General features: G+C 65.6%; 17 protein-coding genes and 1 riboswitch. Of the genes, 9 read left to right on the forward strand and 8 right to left on the reverse strand.

What is annotated here, in order from left to right; translation table 11 throughout:
• Positions 1-23: 23 nt before the first annotated feature.
• On the forward strand, positions 24-407 hold the full coding sequence (locus AC1ZQA_RS12880) for a hypothetical protein (protein WP_482677259.1): 384 nt from the start codon (positions 24-26) through the stop codon (positions 405-407).
• A 25-nt stretch (positions 408-432) separates the two neighbouring features.
• Here the strand turns inward: AC1ZQA_RS12880 and AC1ZQA_RS12885 are convergent, their stop codons facing one another.
• The 3 genes from AC1ZQA_RS12885 to AC1ZQA_RS12895 are packed head-to-tail and all read right to left on the reverse strand — an operon-like array spanning position 433 to position 2,363.
• Positions 433-708, reverse strand: a complete 276-nt coding sequence (locus tag AC1ZQA_RS12885) for a helix-turn-helix domain-containing protein (RefSeq protein WP_482677260.1) — start codon at positions 706-708, stop codon at positions 433-435.
• Positions 705-1,028 (reverse strand): type II toxin-antitoxin system RelE/ParE family toxin, encoded by a 324-nt coding sequence (locus AC1ZQA_RS12890; RefSeq protein WP_482677261.1) that lies wholly within the window; start codon positions 1,026-1,028, stop codon positions 705-707. Before AC1ZQA_RS12890 ends, AC1ZQA_RS12885 begins: the two co-directional genes overlap by 4 nt.
• Positions 1,029-1,046: 18 nt before the next feature.
• The gene (locus AC1ZQA_RS12895; RefSeq protein WP_482677262.1) at positions 1,047-2,363 is read right to left on the reverse strand and encodes a tyrosine-type recombinase/integrase; all 1,317 of its coding nucleotides are present in this window, start codon (positions 2,361-2,363) and stop codon (positions 1,047-1,049) included.
• A gap of 222 nt (positions 2,364-2,585) precedes the next feature.
• Here AC1ZQA_RS12895 and AC1ZQA_RS12900 point away from each other — a divergent pair, with 222 nt between their 5' ends.
• The gene (locus tag AC1ZQA_RS12900) at positions 2,586-3,227 is read left to right on the forward strand and encodes a LysE family translocator (protein WP_482677263.1); all 642 of its coding nucleotides are present in this window, start codon (positions 2,586-2,588) and stop codon (positions 3,225-3,227) included.
• 25 nt (positions 3,228-3,252) lie between these two features.
• Here AC1ZQA_RS12900 and AC1ZQA_RS12905 read toward each other — a convergent pair whose 3' ends face one another.
• A complete protein-coding gene (locus tag AC1ZQA_RS12905) occupies positions 3,253-3,726 on the reverse strand; it encodes a Crp/Fnr family transcriptional regulator (protein WP_482677264.1) in 474 nt (157 codons plus the stop codon).
• Positions 3,727-3,914: 188 nt separating this feature from the next.
• On the opposite strand from AC1ZQA_RS12905, the gene putA reads away from it, so the two are divergent.
• Positions 3,915-7,949: a trifunctional transcriptional regulator/proline dehydrogenase/L-glutamate gamma-semialdehyde dehydrogenase gene (gene putA, locus AC1ZQA_RS12910; protein ID WP_482677265.1), complete on the forward strand. Its 4,035-nt coding sequence runs from the start codon at positions 3,915-3,917 to the stop codon at positions 7,947-7,949.
• Between the two features lie 53 nt (positions 7,950-8,002).
• On the forward strand, positions 8,003-8,740 hold the full coding sequence (locus AC1ZQA_RS12915) for a GNAT family N-acetyltransferase (protein WP_482677266.1): 738 nt from the start codon (positions 8,003-8,005) through the stop codon (positions 8,738-8,740).
• Here the strand turns inward: AC1ZQA_RS12915 and glyA are convergent.
• The gene (glyA, locus tag AC1ZQA_RS12920) at positions 8,728-9,975 is read right to left on the reverse strand and encodes a serine hydroxymethyltransferase (RefSeq protein ID WP_482677267.1); all 1,248 of its coding nucleotides are present in this window, start codon (positions 9,973-9,975) and stop codon (positions 8,728-8,730) included. The genes AC1ZQA_RS12915 and glyA overlap by 13 nt on opposite strands.
• Before the next feature lie 85 nt (positions 9,976-10,060).
• Positions 10,061-10,166, reverse strand: a riboswitch (ZMP/ZTP riboswitch).
• Positions 10,167-10,199: 33 nt separating this feature from the next.
• Complete coding sequence (locus AC1ZQA_RS12925) at positions 10,200-11,069, reverse strand: lytic transglycosylase domain-containing protein (RefSeq protein WP_482677268.1); 870 nt, start codon at positions 11,067-11,069, stop codon at positions 10,200-10,202.
• Between the two features lie 306 nt (positions 11,070-11,375).
• On the opposite strand from AC1ZQA_RS12925, the gene AC1ZQA_RS12930 reads away from it, so the two are divergent.
• A complete protein-coding gene (locus tag AC1ZQA_RS12930; protein ID WP_482677269.1) occupies positions 11,376-12,929 on the forward strand; it encodes a UbiD family decarboxylase in 1,554 nt (517 codons plus the stop codon).
• A gap of 288 nt (positions 12,930-13,217) precedes the next feature.
• Here the strand turns inward: AC1ZQA_RS12930 and AC1ZQA_RS12935 are convergent, their stop codons facing one another.
• Complete coding sequence (locus tag AC1ZQA_RS12935) at positions 13,218-13,736, reverse strand: copper chaperone PCu(A)C (RefSeq protein ID WP_482677270.1); 519 nt, start codon at positions 13,734-13,736, stop codon at positions 13,218-13,220.
• Positions 13,737-13,876: 140 nt separating this feature from the next.
• Here AC1ZQA_RS12935 and msrA point away from each other — a divergent pair, with 140 nt between their 5' ends.
• The 3 genes from msrA to AC1ZQA_RS12950 all read left to right on the forward strand — a co-directional run bounded on the left by msrA (position 13,877) and on the right by AC1ZQA_RS12950 (position 17,656).
• The gene (gene msrA, locus AC1ZQA_RS12940) at positions 13,877-14,440 is read left to right on the forward strand and encodes a peptide-methionine (S)-S-oxide reductase MsrA (protein WP_482677271.1); all 564 of its coding nucleotides are present in this window, start codon (positions 13,877-13,879) and stop codon (positions 14,438-14,440) included.
• Positions 14,437-15,507, forward strand: coding sequence for an HPP family protein (locus AC1ZQA_RS12945; protein ID WP_482677272.1), 1,071 nt, complete (start codon positions 14,437-14,439; stop codon positions 15,505-15,507). Before msrA ends, AC1ZQA_RS12945 begins: the two co-directional genes overlap by 4 nt.
• A gap of 100 nt (positions 15,508-15,607) precedes the next feature.
• Entirely contained in the window at positions 15,608-17,656 is a 2,049-nt protein-coding gene (locus AC1ZQA_RS12950) for a TonB-dependent receptor (RefSeq protein ID WP_482677273.1), read from the forward strand.
• Here AC1ZQA_RS12950 and AC1ZQA_RS12955 read toward each other — a convergent pair whose 3' ends face one another.
• Positions 17,657-18,247, reverse strand: a complete 591-nt coding sequence (locus AC1ZQA_RS12955) for a thioredoxin fold domain-containing protein (RefSeq protein ID WP_482677274.1) — start codon at positions 18,245-18,247, stop codon at positions 17,657-17,659. It abuts the gene before it with no gap.
• Between the two features lie 74 nt (positions 18,248-18,321).
• Here AC1ZQA_RS12955 and AC1ZQA_RS12960 point away from each other — a divergent pair, with 74 nt between their 5' ends.
• The gene (locus AC1ZQA_RS12960) at positions 18,322-18,669 is read left to right on the forward strand and encodes a hypothetical protein (protein ID WP_482677275.1); all 348 of its coding nucleotides are present in this window, start codon (positions 18,322-18,324) and stop codon (positions 18,667-18,669) included.
• Positions 18,670-18,684 lie beyond the last annotated feature (15 nt).

Here is an 18,684-nt window from a genome sequence, read left to right on the forward strand (position 1 = left end):
TTCGTCTGTCTGGGGGATACATCATGCTGAAAAAAGTCGGATTCGCCATTGCTGCGGCTCTAATCTCGTCGCTCGCCCATGCGAATAGTCCCTACGATGGCGCATATGTCTGCACTGGATACGTGCCAGCGATTAATTTTGGCTTCACTGGCTACATGGTTTTTTTAACCAAGTCGGACGGAGTTACAGCAGCATCATCGGCGTTGGCTCCTGTGCCTACCGCTGTTCAGGCCTATGGGTATTCCTTCGGAACACTGAGCGGGAATGTCTACAGCGGCACTGAAGAACTCACCGGCAGGACAGAATCAATTACCTTTACAGCCAGCGGCACAGCACCTGTAAATAGTCAAATCCTCATTAACGGCACTTCCTATGCGGATACTGTGACTTGTGCGAAGGTGTTTTAACCGCAAATAGCTTGGCTTGAGATTCTCAGCCCTCAATACGCACCACGGCCCGCGCTCCCACTGCTTGCGCATAACGCTGGACGCTGCGCAGTGAAGGCGGGCGCTTGCCGCTTTCCAGCCGGGCAATCACGCTTTGCGTCGTGCCCATGCGCTGCGCCACCTCTGCCTGCGACAACCCGGCGCGGGCACGGGCGGCAATCAGCTCGCGGGCCATGTCGAATTCTGGCCCCAGCGCGTCATACTCGGCTTGCACTTCGGGCGATTGCAGCAGGGTGCGCTTGATGCTGTGCAGGGTTTTCATGTCAGGGCCTCCAGGCGCTTGCGTGCAGCTTCAATCGCGGCACGCGGGGTTGTCTGTGTTTTCTTCACGAACACATGCAGCACCAACAGCGTGCGGCCCTGCATGGCGGCATAGATGGCGCGGGCGATGCCGTCCCGGCCCTGCATGCGCATCTCCCACAGCTTGCCCTCGATGGGGCGCACATGGGGCATGCCCACATGCTGCGGCCCGTAGCTCTCCAGCAGTTCGGCAATGCGAAGGAATCGGGCTTGCGTGTCTGCGGGTAGCGCCAACAATTCCGGTTCGGCTGCGGGATGTAGCTGCACTGTCCATTGTGTCATTTTATCGCCTTTTTGCTATTACTGCACCCGGCGCAGCGTCGGCAGCTCCTGCGCGGCAGCGAAGTCGATACCAGCCTGCTCCAGAATCCACGCCTCGATGCGTTCATGGTGAACCCGCAGCAAGTCCAGCGGGCGCACCTTGTAATGCCGTTCGGCTGTGGCGCTGGGCTTGTGCCCCATGATTTGCGCCACCACCCCGGCGGGAATCTCCAGCCATTCGGTCAATGTCGCGAAACTGCGGCGCAGGCCGTGCAGCGTCAGGCCCTCGATACCGGCAGCGCGGCATGCGCGGGCGTGCGGCGTGTTCGGCTTGGAAAGCTGCCCGCTGGCGCTGCTGGGGCTGGAAAACACCCATGCATTGCGGCGCGGCGGCAGCGCCAGCAAGTGCGCCACGTAGGGGGTGAGCGGAATCATGCGCTCGCCTTCCACCTTGTCCCGAATGACGATGCTGCGCCATTGCATGTCGATGTCCTCCCAGCGCAGGGTGAGCACTTCACCAGGCCGGGCACCTGTCAACAGCATGACTTGCAGTGCGGCGGCGATGGCTGGATTTTGAATCTGGCGCACATGGGCGAACCAGGCGGGCAGTTGCTCCCGCGTCAACACATCGGACTTGACGCCGGGCTTGCCCAGCGCCTCACGGGTGCGGCGCGTCTTGGCCGGGTTCGTCTGCACAATGCCTGCATAGCGCGGGTGTTCAGCGCACCAGGTCAGGAATGCGCGCAGCAGTCGCCATGCCAGCCGTGCCCTTGTTGGGCGCTTCTGGCCTTCACGCGCTGCCCATGCCTCGATGCGGGCGGCGTCGAGTTGTGCCAGTGGCAAGGGCATGAACTCGGCAAGCGGTGCGGCGGTTTTCCCGTTCCGATAACCCCTACCCGTCACCTTCAAGTTGCCGGGCTGCACCATGCGCAAGTTGTCCCGATAGTGCAGGGCGCTCCAGTGCGGGCGGCGCTCCTCCAGATAGGCGCTCCACACTTCGCCCACTGTCAGGGTTTGGCGCTGGCGCTGCATCTGCTCCTGCGCCTTCGCTGCGGCTTCCGCCTCCCCCTGCTCCCGGCGCTGCTCGTTCGGGTTGATGCCGCTGTCAACCAGCACCTTCAGCCGGGCGGCTTCCTTGCGGGCAGCGTCGAGCGTCCATGCTGCCGGGCTTCCAATCGTCACCCGCACCGTGCGGCCCTGGCTCCACGCCTCGAAAACGTAGGCGCGGGCATTGTTGGCCGTCACGCGTAAACCGAGGCCGGGCTGCTTGGCGTCCCAGTAGATGGCCTGCTGCTTGCCTGCCGGGCATGTGAAGTCTGCCACCCGTCCCGCCGTGAAGTTCTCCCGCTTGCCCATGTCTCTGCCCTCCTAGGCGGCCCATGTAGGGGCCATGTAGGGAAATTTTAGCCATGTAGGGGAATACTGAGCAACATTTTGATGCACTGCACATCGGCTAAGTGCCTGATTTACTTAGAAACAGCAACATGCGGGAATGCTGCGGAATGCTATACTCGCAGGACTCATAATCCTTTGGTCGTTGGTTCAAGTCCAACACGGCCTACCAAATCGATTCGCACGATGCCAGCCTGGACGACTTTCCTCCTGTTCATCAGCTTCGCGCTTGCCGCATCGTTCACCCCAGGGCCGGCAGTGATGTTGTCGATCCATAACGCCCTGCACTTGGGGTGGCGACATGCCCTGTGGTCATCGCTGGGCAATATTTCCGGTCTGCTGGTGCTGGCGACGCTGAGTGCACTGGGCTTGAACGCGGTGCTGCAATCGTCGGAACTGGCGTTCATGGTGGTGAAGGTTGCGGGAGCCGCTTATCTGATCTGGCTCGGCATCCAGCAATGGCGCAAGGCGGGAAAGTCGCTTGTTGCAGCGTCTGAAGCGAGCAGCGGTGAAACGGCGGAATATCGCCCTCGCACGCAGTTTGCACGGGGGCTGAAAGTGGCGCTGACCAATCCCAAGGCCATCGTGTTCATTGCGGCCCTGTTCCCGCAGTTCATCAGTGTCGCCAAGCCCATGGCCCCGCAGTACGCCGCGCTGACCTTGACCTTCATGCTGATCTCGCTTTTGGCGCTGAGCACCTATGCGGGTCTGGCGGTGCTGGCGCGCAGACGGCTCAGCGTCTGGTTTGCCTCGGGATGGCCGCAGCGGCTGTCGGGGTCGGTGTTCTGCGCGTTCGGCCTGGGTCTGCTGCGCCTGCAGCGGGTGTGATCGTCTGGCAAGATCAACCGCCTTTCTATGCCCAGCCTGGAGGCGCCCAGCATTCCATCATGCGTAGCCGCGCAGCCTGCAGACGGACTGACATGAGCGCCGCAAAGAGCTTCATCAGCGCGTAGCCCAGAGCGGGATCGCGCTCGCATTCTTGCAGGATGGCCTTGCCGTCGAAGCGCAACAAGGTGCTGCGTGTGAGCGACTTGGCTTCGAAGACCCATTTGTAGGGCGGGATGAGCCAGGACCACCCCAGCACGTCATGCGGCCCCAGCGTCTGCACTTCCACGCCGGGGCCATTGATCGCGGGCACCCCAACCTGGATCGACCCCGAGCGCACCACATAGAACACGTCCGCTGCCTGCCCCTGCTGGAACAGCACGTCCCCGGCACCGATCTGCACCTCACTGGCAAAGGGCACCAGGCGGGCAGCTTGCGCTTGGCTCAATCCGGAGAGCAGCGTGTTGGCCTGCAATTCCTGCATCACGGCATCGGTCTGCATGAGGAGACTCCTTCGGGTTGGATCCTGTCTTCTCGCATTGCAGTCTTTCTGGATCTTGGCGTGTTGAGGAGGGTCAAGCGCACGCCAGGTCACTGCGCGAACGAAAAGACCCCCATCCGGAGGAACCCGGATGCGCGAGATACGCCTCGCATGAAAAATCGCAACCAACGACCCAGAAAGGAGCAACCATGGGCGCAACCACAATCGGCATCAAGATGGACGATGCGCTGCGCGAGCGGGTGCGCAGGGCAGCAAACCAGATCGGGCGCACGCCGCACTGGCTGATCAAGCAAGCCACGCTGCAACTCGTCGAGCAGATCGAGCGCGGCGCGTTTGCCACACAGGCACTGCATGCACCCGAGGCGGCGCAACCCGATTTGCAACCAGAGGCTGCGAATGGCGCAACCTCCTGCGACGTTCAGCCCTTTCTTGATTGGGCGCAGGGTGTGCTGCCGCAGACCGATCTGCGCGCGGCCATCACTGCGGCCTGGCACCGGCCCGAGCCGGACAGCCTGCCGATGCTGGTCGAGCTGGCGCAGGTGCATGATCCGGCGCAACGCGCGGCGATCCGCCAACTGGCGACCCGATTGGTCGAGGGTGTGCGGGCACGGCGGGAACTGGGCGGGGTGGAAGCGCTGGTGCAGGAGTTCTCGCTCTCCAGCCAGGAGGGCGTGGCGCTGATGTGCCTGGCCGAAGCGCTGCTGCGCATCCCGGACAACGCCACGCGCGACGCACTGATCCGCGACAAGATCGGCCGTGGCGACTGGCAGTCGCACCTCGGGCATTCGTCCTCACTGTTCGTCAACGCGGCGGTGTGGGGGCTGATGCTCACCGGCCGACTCACGGCCACTTCGAGCGAGAAGGGTCTGAGCAGCGCACTCACCCGACTGATTGGCAAGGGCGGCGAGCCGCTGATCCGCCAGGGCGTGCAGCGGGCGATGCGGCTGATGGGCGAACAGTTCGTCACCGGCCAGACCATTTCCGAGGCGCTGGCCAATAGCCGCGCCCACGAGAAAAAGGGATTTCGCTACTCCTACGACATGCTGGGCGAGGCCGCTGTGACCGAGAACGACGCGCAGCGCTATTTCGCCGCATATGAACAGGCGCTGCATGCCATCGGCAAGGCGTCGCACGGCCGCGGGCTGCTGGACGGTCCGGGGCTGTCGGTCAAGCTCTCGGCGCTGCATCCGCGCTACAGCCGCGCGCAGTACGACCGCGTGATGGCTGAGCTGCTGCCGCGCCTCACGCGGCTGGTGGTACTGGCACGGCACTACGACGTGGGCATCAATATCGACGCGGAGGAGTCCGACCGGCTGGAACTCTCGCTCGATCTGCTCGAGTCATTGTGTTTCAACCCGGCGCTGGCTGGTTGGAACGGCATCGGCTTCGTGGTGCAGGCATATCAGAAGCGCTGCCCTTTCGTCATCGACCATCTCATCGATCTGGCCCGGCGCAGCGACCACCGGTTGATGATCCGGCTGGTCAAGGGCGCATACTGGGACAGCGAGATCAAGCGGGCACAGATCGACGGCCTCGACGGCTATCCGGTGTACACCCGCAAGGTGCATACCGATGTGTCGTACCTGGCCTGCGCACGCAAGCTGCTGGCTGCGCCCGATGCGGTCTATCCGCAATTCGCCACGCACAACGCGCAGACGCTGGCCAGCATCGTGCACATGGCGGGGGAAGGCGCCCCAACCGACCGCTACGAATTCCAGTGTCTGCACGGCATGGGCGAGCCGCTGTACGAACAGGTGGTCGGCGCGGTGGCCGATGGCAAGCTCGGACGCCCCTGCCGCATCTACGCGCCGGTGGGCACCCACGACACCCTGCTGGCCTATCTGGTGCGACGGCTACTGGAAAACGGCGCGAACACCTCGTTCGTCAACCGCATCCACGACCCCGCCGTGGACGTGGCCGAGCTGGTGGCCGACCCGGTGGATGCGGTCCGCGCGATTGCCGCGCAGACCGGCGTGCTCGGCGCGCCGCACCCCGGCATCCCCCTGCCCCGTGCGTTGTTCAGTGGCCTGGGCGCGCAGGCGCGGCGCAATTCCCTGGGTCTGAATCTGGCGCATGAGCAGCAGCTCGCCTCGCTGTCCGCTGCGCTGCTGCGCAGCGCGCAACAGTTGGCACACGCCGCGCCCGGCAGCGTCACCGACGCTGTGCCTGGCAACACCGCGCAGGCGCAGGCCGAGGGCTGGCAGCCGGTGCGCAATCCAGCCGACCACCGCGACCTGGTCGGCTGGGTACGCAACACCTTGCCCGCAGAGATCGACCCGATCATGCAGCGCGCAGCACACGCTGCGCCAATCTGGCAGGTCACGCCACCCGCCGAGCGCGCCGCCTGCCTGCAGCGCGCCGCCGATGCGCTGGAGCAGCAGATGCAGCCGCTGCTCGGCCTGATCGTGCGCGAGGCCGGCAAGACCCTGCCCAACGCCATCGCGGAGGTGCGCGAGGCGGTGGACTTCCTGCGCTACGACGCTGCGCAGGCGACAGCGCAGTTCGACAACGCCACGCACCGTCCGCTCGGCGTGGTGCTGTGCATCAGTCCGTGGAACTTCCCGCTGTCCATTTTCTGCGGCCAGGTGGCCGCAGCGCTGGCCGCGGGCAATGCGGTCGTGGCCAAGCCGGCGGAACAGTCCCCGCTGATCGCCGCGGCAATGGTGCGCCTGCTGCACGCAGCCGGAGTGCCCGCTGATGCGGTGCAGCTCGTTCCGGGCGATGGTGCCACGGTGGGGGCGGCGCTGGTTGCCCATCCGACGGTGGCCGGGGTGATGTTCACCGGCTCCACCGAAGTCGCGCGGCACATTGCGCGAACCCTGGCGCAGCGCCTCAGCCCGCAGGGGCGCCCCATCGCGCTGATCGCCGAGACTGGCGGGCAGAACGCGATGATCGTCGACTCCTCGGCGCTGGCCGAACAGGTCGTCGCCGACGTGCTCTCCTCGGCCTTCGATTCCGCCGGGCAGCGCTGCTCGGCGCTGCGGCTGCTGTGCGTGCAGGAGGACGTGGCCGATCGCCTGATCGGCATGCTCAAGGACGCACTGTGCGAATGGGTCATGGGCAACCCCGACCGCCTGCACACCGACATCGGCCCGGTGATCGATCTGGAGGCGCGTGACCGCATCGAGGCGCACATTGCGCGCATGCAGGCCGAGGGCCAGGCGGTCACTCGCCTGGGGCGCAACCAAGGCAGCGGCCACGGCACTTTTGTGCAGCCCGCGCTGATCGAGATCGACGCCGTCAGCCGCCTGCAGCATGAGGTGTTCGGCCCGGTGCTGCATGTGCTGCGCTATCCGCGCGCACAGCTCGGCGCGGTGATCGACGCGATCAACGCCACCGGCTACGGCCTGACGTTCGGCATTCACAGCCGCATCGACGAAACCATTGCCGAGGCCTGCAGCCGCATCCACGCGGGCAATGTTTACGTCAACCGCAACATCATCGGCGCAGTGGTTGGGGTGCAACCCTTTGGCGGCATGGGGCTGTCGGGCACCGGCCCCAAGGCCGGCGGGCCGCTGTACCTGCACCGCCTGGTGCAACCCACGAAACGATCGGCTGTGGCCATACCGGAGGCTGCGGCCGCCGCAGCGATGGGCATGAGCAGCGCAGATGCGCCGGCTGCAACCGTGCAGGCGCTGCAGCAGCTCGCCAGCGCGCTGCGCGACGGCGTCGTTTCCATCGACGGGCTCGATGCCGCGCAGGCCGCAACCCTCTGCGCCAGCTATCTGGCGCTCAGTCCGCTGGAAACGGTCTACACCCTGCCCGGACCGACCGGCGAGACCAATCGCTATCGCCTGCTGCCGCGTGACACGGTGTGGTCCATGCCGCAGACCCCTCTGGGGCTGCTGCACCATGTCGCGGCAGCGCTGGCAACGGGCAATGTCTGCTGCGTCGAAAGCCCGGATGCCGCAAGCCAGATTGCGCGCGCGGTCGCCGCCTTGCCGCAGGCCGTGCAGGCCCACGTGCGCCTGTGCCCACCCTCACAGGCCGATGCCCTGCCGCTGCTCGGCGCGGTGCTGTTCGAGGGCGATGCCGACGCACTCGCCCGAGCCCAGACACGCTGGGCACAGCGCGAAGGTGCAATCGTGCGCATCGAAAGCCTCAGCGCCGCGCAGATTGCGGATGGCACCCTGATCGACCTCGCCGCGCTGCTGCACGAACAGAGCCTGAGCACCAATACCGCCGCAGCCGGCGGCAACGCGCAGCTGATGACCCTGGGCTGACGCGGTACGAGCCCCCTTTGCGCGCGACAATGCAGCGTCGATCCGTCCACACCATGCAGCCTTCCACGCTCACCCCACCCCCACTCGGTGCGGCAGTTCCGCACTGGACACCGCCGCCCGCACCCGGCAGACGGCCGCTGCTCGGGCAGTTCTGCACGCTGGAGCCCGCTGATGCGCAGCGCCACGCCGCCGATCTGTTTGCCGCGTACAGCATGGATGCGTGCGGCGACGACTGGGCCTACCTGCCCTATGGACCGTTCGGCACGCAGCGCGCCTACGCGCAGTGGATGCAGTCCAACTGCGGCGGTCTCGATCCGCTGTTTTTCGCCATCGTCGATCACGCCAGTGGCAAGGCGTTGGGACTGGCCAGCTATCTGCGCATCACTCCGGCTGCGGGCAGCATCGAGATCGGTCATCTGGCGTTCTCGCCGCTGCTGCAGCGGCGACGCGCCGCGACCGAGGCGCTGTATCTGCTGATGCGCGAGGCGTTCGCGCTCGGCTATCGACGGCTGGAGTGGAAATGCAACGCGCTCAACGCCGCGTCGCGCCAGGCGGCGATCCGGCTGGGTTTCACGTTCGAGGGGATATTCCGGCAGGCTGCCGTGGTGAAGGGCCGCAATCGTGACACCGCGTGGTTCAGCATCATCGACTGCGAATGGCCTGCACTGGACGCGGCATTCGCGCACTGGCTCGCGCCGGACAACTTCGCTGAAAACGGGCGGCAGCGCGAGCGCCTGTCAGCGCTCACCGCTGCCGCCCTGGGGCGTGACCGCGCCGGTCAGGCGGAATAGACCGGGAACGCGTCGGTCAGCTTTTTCACCGCCGCGCGCACGCGCTCCAACGTGCCGGCGTCCTCTGGCTTGTCGAGCACGTCGGCAATCAGGTGCGCGGTCTGGATCGCCTCGGCCTCCTTGAAACCACGCGTGGTCATCGCCGGTGAGCCGATGCGGATGCCCGAGGTGACGAAGGGCTTTTCCGGGTCGTTCGGAATGGCGTTCTTGTTCACGGTGAGATGGGCCTCACCCAGCACTTTCTCTGCCGCCTTGCCGGTGATGTTCTTGGCGCGCAGATCGACCAGCATCACATGCGATTCGGTGCGCCCGCTGACGATGCGCAGCCCACGGCTGATGAGCGTATCGGCCATCGCCCGCGCGTTGGCAACGACCTGCTGCTGATACACCTTGAACTCGGGAGACAGTGCCTCCTTGAACGCCACCGCCTTGCCGGCGATCACATGCATCAGCGGCCCGCCCTGGATGCCGGGGAAGATCGCGCTGTTGATCGCCTTGGCGTGCTGCTCCTTCATCAGGATGACACCGCCGCGCGGCCCGCGCAGGCTTTTGTGCGTGGTGGTCGTCACCACGTCGGCATGCGGCACGGGGTTGGGGTAGACGCCGGCGGCGATCAGCCCGGCGTAGTGCGCCATGTCCACCATGAAGTAGGCGCCGATGTCCCTGGCCACGCGGGCGAAGCGCTCGAAATCGATGCGCAGGCTGTAGGCGCTCGCTCCCGCGATGATGAGCTTGGGTTTGTGCTCGTGCGCCAGGCGCTCCATCGCGTCGTAATCGATCTCTTCCTGCGCGTTCAGCCCGTAGCTGACCACCTTGAACCACTTGCCGCTCATGTTCAGCGGCATGCCGTGCGTCAAGTGCCCGCCTTCGGCCAGGCTCATGCCCATGATGGTGTCGCCGGGGTTGAGCAGCGCGAAAAACACCCCCTGATTGGCCTGCGAGCCGGAGTTGGGCTGCACATTGGCGGCCTCGGCGCCGAAGAGCTGCTTGACGCGGTCGATCGCCAGCTGCTCGGCGATGTCGACGAACTCGCAGCCGCCGTAATAGCGCTTGCCGGGATAGCCCTCGGCATACTTGTTGGTGAGTTGCGAACCCTGCGCCTGCATCACCGCAGGCGAGGTGTAGTTTTCCGATGCGATCAGCTCGATGTGGTCTTGCTGCCGCTGGTTTTCGGACTGGATGGCCGCCCACAGGTCGGGGTCGGTCTGGGCGATGGTGATGTTGCGGTCGAACATGGAAAGGGTCCAGGTAACGGCCCGCGGCTTGCCTGGGTGAAGGCAAGCGCACAAGCCTGGGCTGATCGGAATCATTGACAGCGATGGCGCTGGCCCAGGCGAACGGCTAAAAGTCCAGCACTCCCCGGTGGTTCGTCCCACCTCAAGACCGACTCGCAAGCCAGTCTCTATCGCCAGTCGTGCAGGTCGATATGGTAATGCGTTGTCGCGTTGCCGCGCCTATCTCAGGTCAGCGAGGATGGCTTTTGTTCAGAGAGCTGCGGCTCGGCGGCAACCGTGGGCTTGGCGACCGGCGTTGTCCCATGCGTGCCGGGTTGCGCACCGGCACTGGCCGTCAGCGATGCGGTTGTCTGCTTGGGAGACACGCCCGCCACGCGCTCAAGCTGTACCTGCTCGGCCAGCACCTTGTCGGCGTAGCCACCCTCGTTGGCGTCGGTGGTGGCGCCAACGTAATAGCGCAGACCCGCACGCACCGAACCCCCGCGGTTGATCGCGTCCTTGAGCACCACGGCGCCAACGCGCATGTTGGCCAGTGGGTCGATGCTGGCCTGCGGGCCACCGAATGCGGCGAACTTGTCACGGTGCACGCCGGCCATCACCTGCATCAGCCCGGTCGCGCCCGCGCCACTTGCGGCGTAAGGGTTGAACGACGATTCCACCGCCATCACGGCGAGGATGAGCAGGGGATCGAGTTTTTCCTGCCGCCCCACGGTCCACGCCGCGCTGACGAGTTGCGCCATGGCATTGGGCGCAATGCTGTAGCGCCGCGCCAGCCAGTTGGATACCGTGCGTTGCTGCGCCGTCAGTGCGGGCGCCTCCACGGATGGCACCTGCGCAGCCTGCGCCACGGGCAGCAGCGCCTCCGTGGGCTTTTGGGCCAGCGCCTGCAGCTCATCGGTTGCAGTCTTGCGCGCCATGACCCACTGGGTCAGGCCACGGTCCAGCGAGGAGATGGCATGCGGCTGGAAATACAGATACGCACCACCAGCCACCACAAACAGACCCACCATCATCAGGGTTTGATGTGTCAATTCCCAGAATCCACCGATCAGCCGACGAGCACGCGGCAGAGTGGATCGCATTGCGTTCAACATGGAACACTCCTGTGTCTAAGCGGAAAAGCCGCTGCGTGAAGCCAATTGCAGACGTCGTTTCTCAAGGGCACAGATCCGACAACACAGGCTCACCAGGGGAGCCCAACGGCCTAAGATGCGAGCTTTGCTGGAAGCTGGCATCTGAACTGCTGCATTCCATCTGTTGGACACAGCAAGGCGTGTTTCGGGGCGAGTGTGCAGCCCGCCTGATGAACAGGCGCATTAGGGCAAACACGGATCGAATTTTAGGAATATCGTTATTCCAGGTCAACGCATAAGGTCTTGTTTTTTACTTCTATTCGTTATATGAAATATCGGGACCTCCGCGATTTCCTCTCTCAGCTTGAAGCCCTTTCCCTCCTGCGCCGCAGTCAGCAGGCCGTGTCGCCCCATCTGGAAATGACCGCAGTCTGCGACGCCCTGCTTCGCGGGGGTGGACCTGCGGTGCTGTTCGAGCAGCCCACCGGCTACGCCATGCCGGTGCTGGGCAATCTGTTCGGCACCCCGCAGCGTGTGGCGCTGGGCATGGGTGTGCAGGATGTGAGTGAACTGCGGCGCATTGGCGAGGTGCTCGCCCGTTTGAAGGAGCCCGAGCCGCCGCGTGGCCTGAAGGACGCGGGTGAGCTGATGCAACTGGTCAAGGCGGTGTGGGACATGCGACCGGCAACCGTCTCGCGCCCGGCCTGCCAGCAGGTGGTCCTCGAAGGCAATGAGGTCGATCTGAACCGCCTGCCGATCCAGACCTGCTGGCCCGATGATGCGGGCCCGCTGCTGACCTGGGGGCTGGTGATCACCCGTGGGCCGCAGAACGTGCCTGCGCCGCGCAAGCGGCAGAACCTGGGCATTTACCGCCAGCAGCGCATCGGTCGCAACCAGCTCATCATGCGCTGGCTGGCGCATCGCGGCGGGGCACTCGACTTTCGCGAGTTTGCACTGGCCAATCCGGGCCAGCCCTTTCCGATTGCCGTGGCGCTGGGTGCCGATCCGGCCACGACGCTGGGGGCGGTCACCCCGGTGCCGGACGCTTTGAGCGAATACCAGTTCGCCGGGCTGCTGCGCGGCGCGCGCACCGAGGTCGCCCGCTGCATCGGCCTCGATCTGCAGGTCCCCGCCACCGCGGAAATCGTGCTCGAGGGGCAGATTCCCCCGGCTGCCGCGGGCTGGCGCGGGACGAGCGAGGCCGGCGTGCCACTGATGGAAAAAAACGGGTATCTGCACGCGCTCGAAGGGCCGTTCGGCGACCACACGGGGTATTACAACGAACAGGAGTGGTTTCCGGTGTTCGAGGTCGAGCGCATCACCCACCGCGAGCAGCCGATCTACCACTCCACCTACACCGGCAAGCCGCCGGACGAACCCGCGGTGCTGGGCGTGGCGCTCAACGAGGTGTTCGTGCCCATCTTGCAGAGGCAGTACCCGGAAATCCAGGATTTTTACCTGCCACCGGAGGGCTGCAGCTACCGGCTGGCGGCAGTGTCGATCCGCAAAGCGTATGCCGGCCATGCCAAGCGGGTGATGTTCGGCATCTGGGGCTTTCTGCGACAGTTTCTCTACACCAAGTTCATCATCGTCACCGACGACGACGTCAACATCCGCGACTGGAACGACCTGATCTGGGCGATCACCACCCGAGTCGATCCGGTGCGCGACACCGTGCTCGTCGACAACACGCCGATCGACTATCTCGACTTTGCTTCACCCACTGCCGGCCTGGGCGGCAAAATGGGCCTGGACGCGACCCACAAGTGGCCCGGCGAGACCGCGCGCGAATGGGGACGAGTCATCGTGCCGGACGCACAGGTGACCGCGCGGATGCAGGGTGTCATCGACTCCTTGCTGTCTGCGCCGCCGCAACAATAAATCGTTTCAAATCAAGAGGCTGGTGAATCAATCTGCCTGCCTGCTGACCATCACCCCACGCGGCAGTCGTGTTTGGCTTGACGCTGACTTCAACCAAGGCGTACCTTGGTGTCGCCTTTGCAGTTCGGCTGCTTTGGCATACAGGCCGGGTCAAACCTGGGCTGTTGCAAGACCCCCATCATGCATCCCTGCATGAGCTTGACAGGCGGCAGCAAACCCGACTGTCGGACCCCGGGCCGCAGACCTTCTGGCTGCGGCCCGCTTCGCTTGCATGGGCCTCTCTGACTTTCAGTGCATGCCGCCCTGCATGCCCATGCCCGGCATGGCGCTGTCTCCCGCAATCTTGTCGCGCGGTTCCACCTTGAGCTGCAATTGCAGTTGCCCACCGCCCGCAAGCTTCACCGTGACCGGCACAGTAGCGCCCACCTTCAACGGCTCTTTCAGGTCCATGAACATCAGGTGGTAGCCCGAACCCGGTTGCATGCGCAGGGTCTTGCCCGCTGGCAGCGGAATCTCGCCCACTTCACGCATGCGCATGATGTTGTTCTCCATGCGCATGGTGTGCAGTTCCACATGCCCGCAGACCGTTGAGGCGGCAGACACGATCTTGTCGTCCGCATTGCCGTGGTTGACGATGGTGAGAAACCCACCGCCATTGCGCGCCCCCGGAATCGACGGCAAGGCCTGCGCCTGCGTCACTTCAATGTCGCCAGCACGTTGCGCCATGGCGGCAGGGGCAATGGCCAGCATCAGCGCGGCCGTGCTGGCGGCCAGCCAGCGGCTCAGGGTCGATTTGCGCAGATTCATGTGTTCTCTCCTCGGGATCTCAGGCTGTGGACGGCCGCTGCAGGTTGTCAGCGAAAATTGCCACGTCAAAGCTGCGTATTCTGTCAGCACAGGACAATCTCTATCCCGCGACAAATCGCCGCACTCCCGCACCAGCCGCCATGTCCACACCCGCCCTGCCCTCACTGCCTCAGCGCATCACCCTCGCCGGGGGATGTTTCTGGTGTCTCGACGCCGCGTATCGCCCCTTGCGCGGTGTGCTGCGTGTGGAATGCGGATACAGCAATGGCCACGTCCTGCGTCCCAGCTATCGTGATGTGTGCACCGGGCGTACCGGGCATGCCGAAGTCATCCGTCTGGACTTTGACCCGGATGTGCTTCCCCTGAGCACTGTGCTCGAGGTGTTTTTCGCCATGCACGATCCGACCACACGCAACCGCCAGGGCAATGATGTCGGGCCGCAGTACCGCTCGGGCATCTACACCCATGACGCGGCACAGCTGGCTGCGGTGCGCAGCTTCGTGCAACGGCTCGGTGAGCAAAGGCTGTTTGCCGACCCCATCGTCACCGAAATCGAACCCGAGTCGAACTACAGCCCCGCCGAAGAGGAACATCAGGATTACTTTGCGCATCACCCCTATCAGGGCTATTGCGCCGCAGTCATCGCGCCCAAGGTGGACAAACTGCGAAAACGCTATGCCGCGCTGCTTCGCACAGGCGCATGAAGGCAGCGCAGACCATCAGCAGCCCGCGCATCGGCGTTCTGGAATGGGCGCGGGTCGCCCTTGGCGGCCTGCTCGGCGTTGCCGCAGTGGGCTGGATCAGCCAACTGGTCGAAGGCAGCAGCGGATGGGCGCGTGTCCCCTGGCTGGTGGCCCCCATTGGGGCGAGCGCGGTCATCGTGTTCGCGCTGCCGAGCAGCCCACTGGGGCGTCCCTGGTCGGTGATTGGCGGCAACACCCTCGGAACGCTCGTGGGCATCGCCTGCGCCTCTTGGATCGGCACGCCCTGGCTGGCTGCCGGAGTGGCCGTCGGCGGGGCAATTGCACTGATGCTGCAAGCCCGCTGCCTCCATCCACCCGGCGGGGCTGCAGCCTTGCTGGCCGTGCTGACGCACACCACGGACTGGCGCTTTGCGTTCGTACCGGTCGCCTTGAATTCGGCGCTGCTCGTGCTCGGCGCACTGTCGTGGCATGCGGCCACGCGTCGGCCGCATCCGGCGCCTCAGCCTGCTGACGATGCGGTCTTGCCCAATGCGGACGAACTCTCCAGCGCACTCGATGCCGCCGTTACCCGCTATGGCGAGGTGCTCGACATCGACCGCGCCACCCTGCGCGACCTGCTGGCGGACGCCCAGGTTCGCGCCTACCACCACCGGATCGACAGCGTGCGCTGCAGCGACATCATGCAGCGCAATGTGCAGTCTGCCGGCCCGGATGAGAGCGTGGCCGATGCGCAGCGCCGACTGGAAGAGCACGGCATCAAGGCGCTGCCCGTGATCGACAGTCAGCATCAGGTCATTGGCATCGTGACCGCGGCCGATCTGCGCACCCATCCCGACGCGGCGCCCAGCGCGGTCCGTGAATCCGCCACACCGGTGGCCGCGCGCATGACGCGGCAGGTCCAGGTGGTGTCCGAAACACGGCATCTATCCGAGCTGATCCCCTTGTTTGCGAGCAGCGGCCACCATCACATTCCGGTGATCGACGACGCGGCGCGGCTGGTGGGCATGATCACGCAGAGCGATGTGATGCGCGCGCTGCACCGGCCCGCGCAGCAGGCAAGCGGCTGAGCCGCGGCTGTCGCGCACGCACAGGCAGGTTTGAGGTTTGCCGCATTCAAATGTTACGTTATAACATTTGAATTTCGTTCCACCTTACCTGCTCTCGCCGATGAACTCCACGCACCAATCCTCCCTGCGTCTGCACCCGCTTTTTGCCGCCTGCGCGCTGGCGTTTTGTCAGAACGCGGTCGCACAGACCGCCGCAGAGCCCACGGCGCTGCCCGCGATCGAGGTCAACGCTGCGCCGGTGGTCGGCGCGCCGGGAGCGCCGATGGTCGACCTGTCCGGAGCGCAATTGCTGTTGCGGCAAGGCGGCAGCAACACCCTGGGTGCAGCGCTGTCCGGGCTGCCCGGGCTGAGTTCGACCTGGTATGGGCCCAATGCCGACCGTCCGGTGGTGCGCGGGCTCGATGGCAACCGCGTGGACATTCTGTCCAACGGCTCGGCGCTGCTCGACGCCTCGGCCGCGAGCTACGACCACAACGCCCCGCTGAACCCGCTTGCGGCGCAATCGATCGAGCTGCTGCGCGGCCCGCAGGCACTGCCCTATGCCGGCGGTGCCGCGGGCGGTGTGGTCAATCTGGTCAACGACGACATTCCGCGCGAGGCGCAGCGCGGGGTGGACGGCATCGCTCAGATCCAGGGCGACAGCGCGTTTCACGGCGGCTCGGCGGCATTCGCGCTCGACGGCGGCAACAGCCGGATCGGGCTGCACGCCGACGCCTATCACCGCGAGGCGGGCGACTACACCGCCCCGCGCGGTGCCAGCGGGCCGTCGATCGAAGGTGGACGGGTGCTCAACTCCGCGGCGCACGGCAGCGGCGGCAGCCTCGGCGCGGGGCTGACCGGCGACGGGGGCTTTTTCGGCGCCGCGTTCAGCCGCAACGACAACCGCTACGGCACAATCGTCGATCCGAACGTGCAGATCGACATGCGATCCACCCGCACCAGTGTGCGCGGCGCGGTGCGCAACGTGCTCGGCGCCGACAGCGTGGGGCTGTCCTACACCCACACCGATTACCGCCATGTCGAACTCGACTCCGGCGAGCCCGCAACCCGCTTTGTCAACACCGGAGACAATCTGCGGCTGACGGCGCACCACACTTTCGGGCCGGTGCGGCTGGAGACGGGGTTGCAGGCGTTGCGGTTCGATTTTTCCGCGCTCGGCGACGAAGCCTTCCTGCCGCAGACCCACACCCGCAACACCGCCCTGTTCGCATTGGCGAGCGGCGCTGGCGGCCCTTGGGCCTGGTCTGCGGGCGGGCGGGTGGAGCAGGCGCGCGTGGCCTCCGATGGCGAGGCCGCCACCGGCATTGCCCGCTTTGGCAGCGCCAGCGCCCGGCGCTTCACCCCGCTGAGCCTGTCGCTGCAGGGCCAGTACGCGCTCACCCCGACGCTGGCGCTCACCGGCACGGTGTCGCACAACGAGCGCGCGCCGAGCTACGACGAGCTCTACGCCGATGGCACGCACGACGCCACCGGCGCCTACGAGCGCGGCAATCCAGCGCTGCCCAGGGAGCGCAGCAACAGCATCGAGGCCGGGTTCAAGGTCGCGCAGGGCCGCACCCGCTACACCGCCACCGCATTTCTCACCCGCTATGCCAACTACATCGCGCTGATCCGCAGCGGCAACACGGTCGATGGTGACGGCAACAGCGTGGCCGCAAACACCCCGGGTGCGCTGCCGGAGTTCAACTATGTCGGGGTGCGGGCGCGCTTCGTTGGCATCGAGGCCACTGCGCTGCAGCCGCTGATCGACCAGGAGGAACAGCGCCTGGACCTCACCGCCCGGCTGGACTGGGTAAGCGCCGACAACCTGAGCAACGACCAGCCGTTGCCGCGCATCGCCCCGCTGCATTTCACCCCGGCGCTGGTCTACGCTACCGGCGCGTGGAGCGCGCGCGCCGAGCTGCAGATGGCCGCGCGGCAAAACCGCGTGCCGGCGAGCGACCTGCTCGGCCCTACACCCGGCTATGTGCGGGTCAACGCCAGCCTGACCCAGCGCATCACGCTTGGCGGGCACGGCGGGCTGTGGTTCGTCAAACTCGACAATCTGACCAACCAGACCGCCTATAGCGCCAGCTCGATCGACACCCTGCGCAACCTCGCGGTGCTGCCGGGCCGGGGCATTGCCGCAGGGTTGCAGCTCAGCCTGTGATCAGCGCGCCTGTTCGAGGATTTTGCGGATCTGCGCATCCGACGGCACGCCGATCAGCATGTCGGCACGGCCGTCGGCCTTGCGCCAGATCACCACCGGCACGCCAAACAGTTTCTGGCTGTTGTACAGCGCCAGATTGGCTGCGAGTTCATCGCGCACCTTGGGGGTGATGGTCTGCGCCGGCTCGATGCCGCCGCCGGGCTGGCCGTTGGCGGCAAAATCGTAGTCGTCCTCGTTCTTGTAGAACGCCTGCAGCGGGTCGATGGCCTGCAGGATCGCCGCCGCCTTGGGCAGGCTGCTGGGGGTGAGCATGCCCAGCGGAATCCAGCGGAACTGCACCTCGTCCTTGCCGACAAAGGGCCGCAGCTTTTTGTAGAGCTGATGGCAGAACGGGCAGTTCGGATCGAAAAAAATGTAGATCGGCCGTTTTCCTTTGCCCTCCGCGATGAACGTGGCCTTGGCGACGTCGGCCAGCACGCCCTCGGCCTGGCGCGCGCTTTGCGCCCGGACCACAGGCAGCAGGCCGAACAACGGCGCTGCGGCCAAAACCTGCAGCAGCCTGCGGCGATGGGGTGAAAGAGGATGCGTCATGCGGGTCTCCCTCGATGTTGTAATGGACCGGTGCCGCAATAATGCCGCAATCCCCCGCACAATGGCACGCTCCCATGTCGCTCCGCCTCCCTGCAGCCTGCGCCGCCTGGACGCAACCCGATTTTCAGGCGGTCCTGCTCGCCGAACTGCAGCAGGCCGGCGCCCTGGTGCGCCCGCTGCAGCAGGGCATCGCCCGCGGCAGTCACGCCCTGACCGACGATGTCTGTCTGATGGTGCTGCAGCGCAATGAAACCGCAGAGCATCTGCAGATCCGGGCCGGACTGAGCTACTTCAGCATCATCCCCGGCTGCGCCTGCGAAGCCGACCCGACACCGATGAGCGAAGTGCCGGAGTATGTGGAACTGCAGATCGACATCCACCGGGCAGACGCGGCCACCAGCCTGCAACTGCTGGCCGACTGAACCGCGCAGCGCCGG

Source organism: Thiomonas sp. DCM-2 (genome assembly GCF_056820905.1).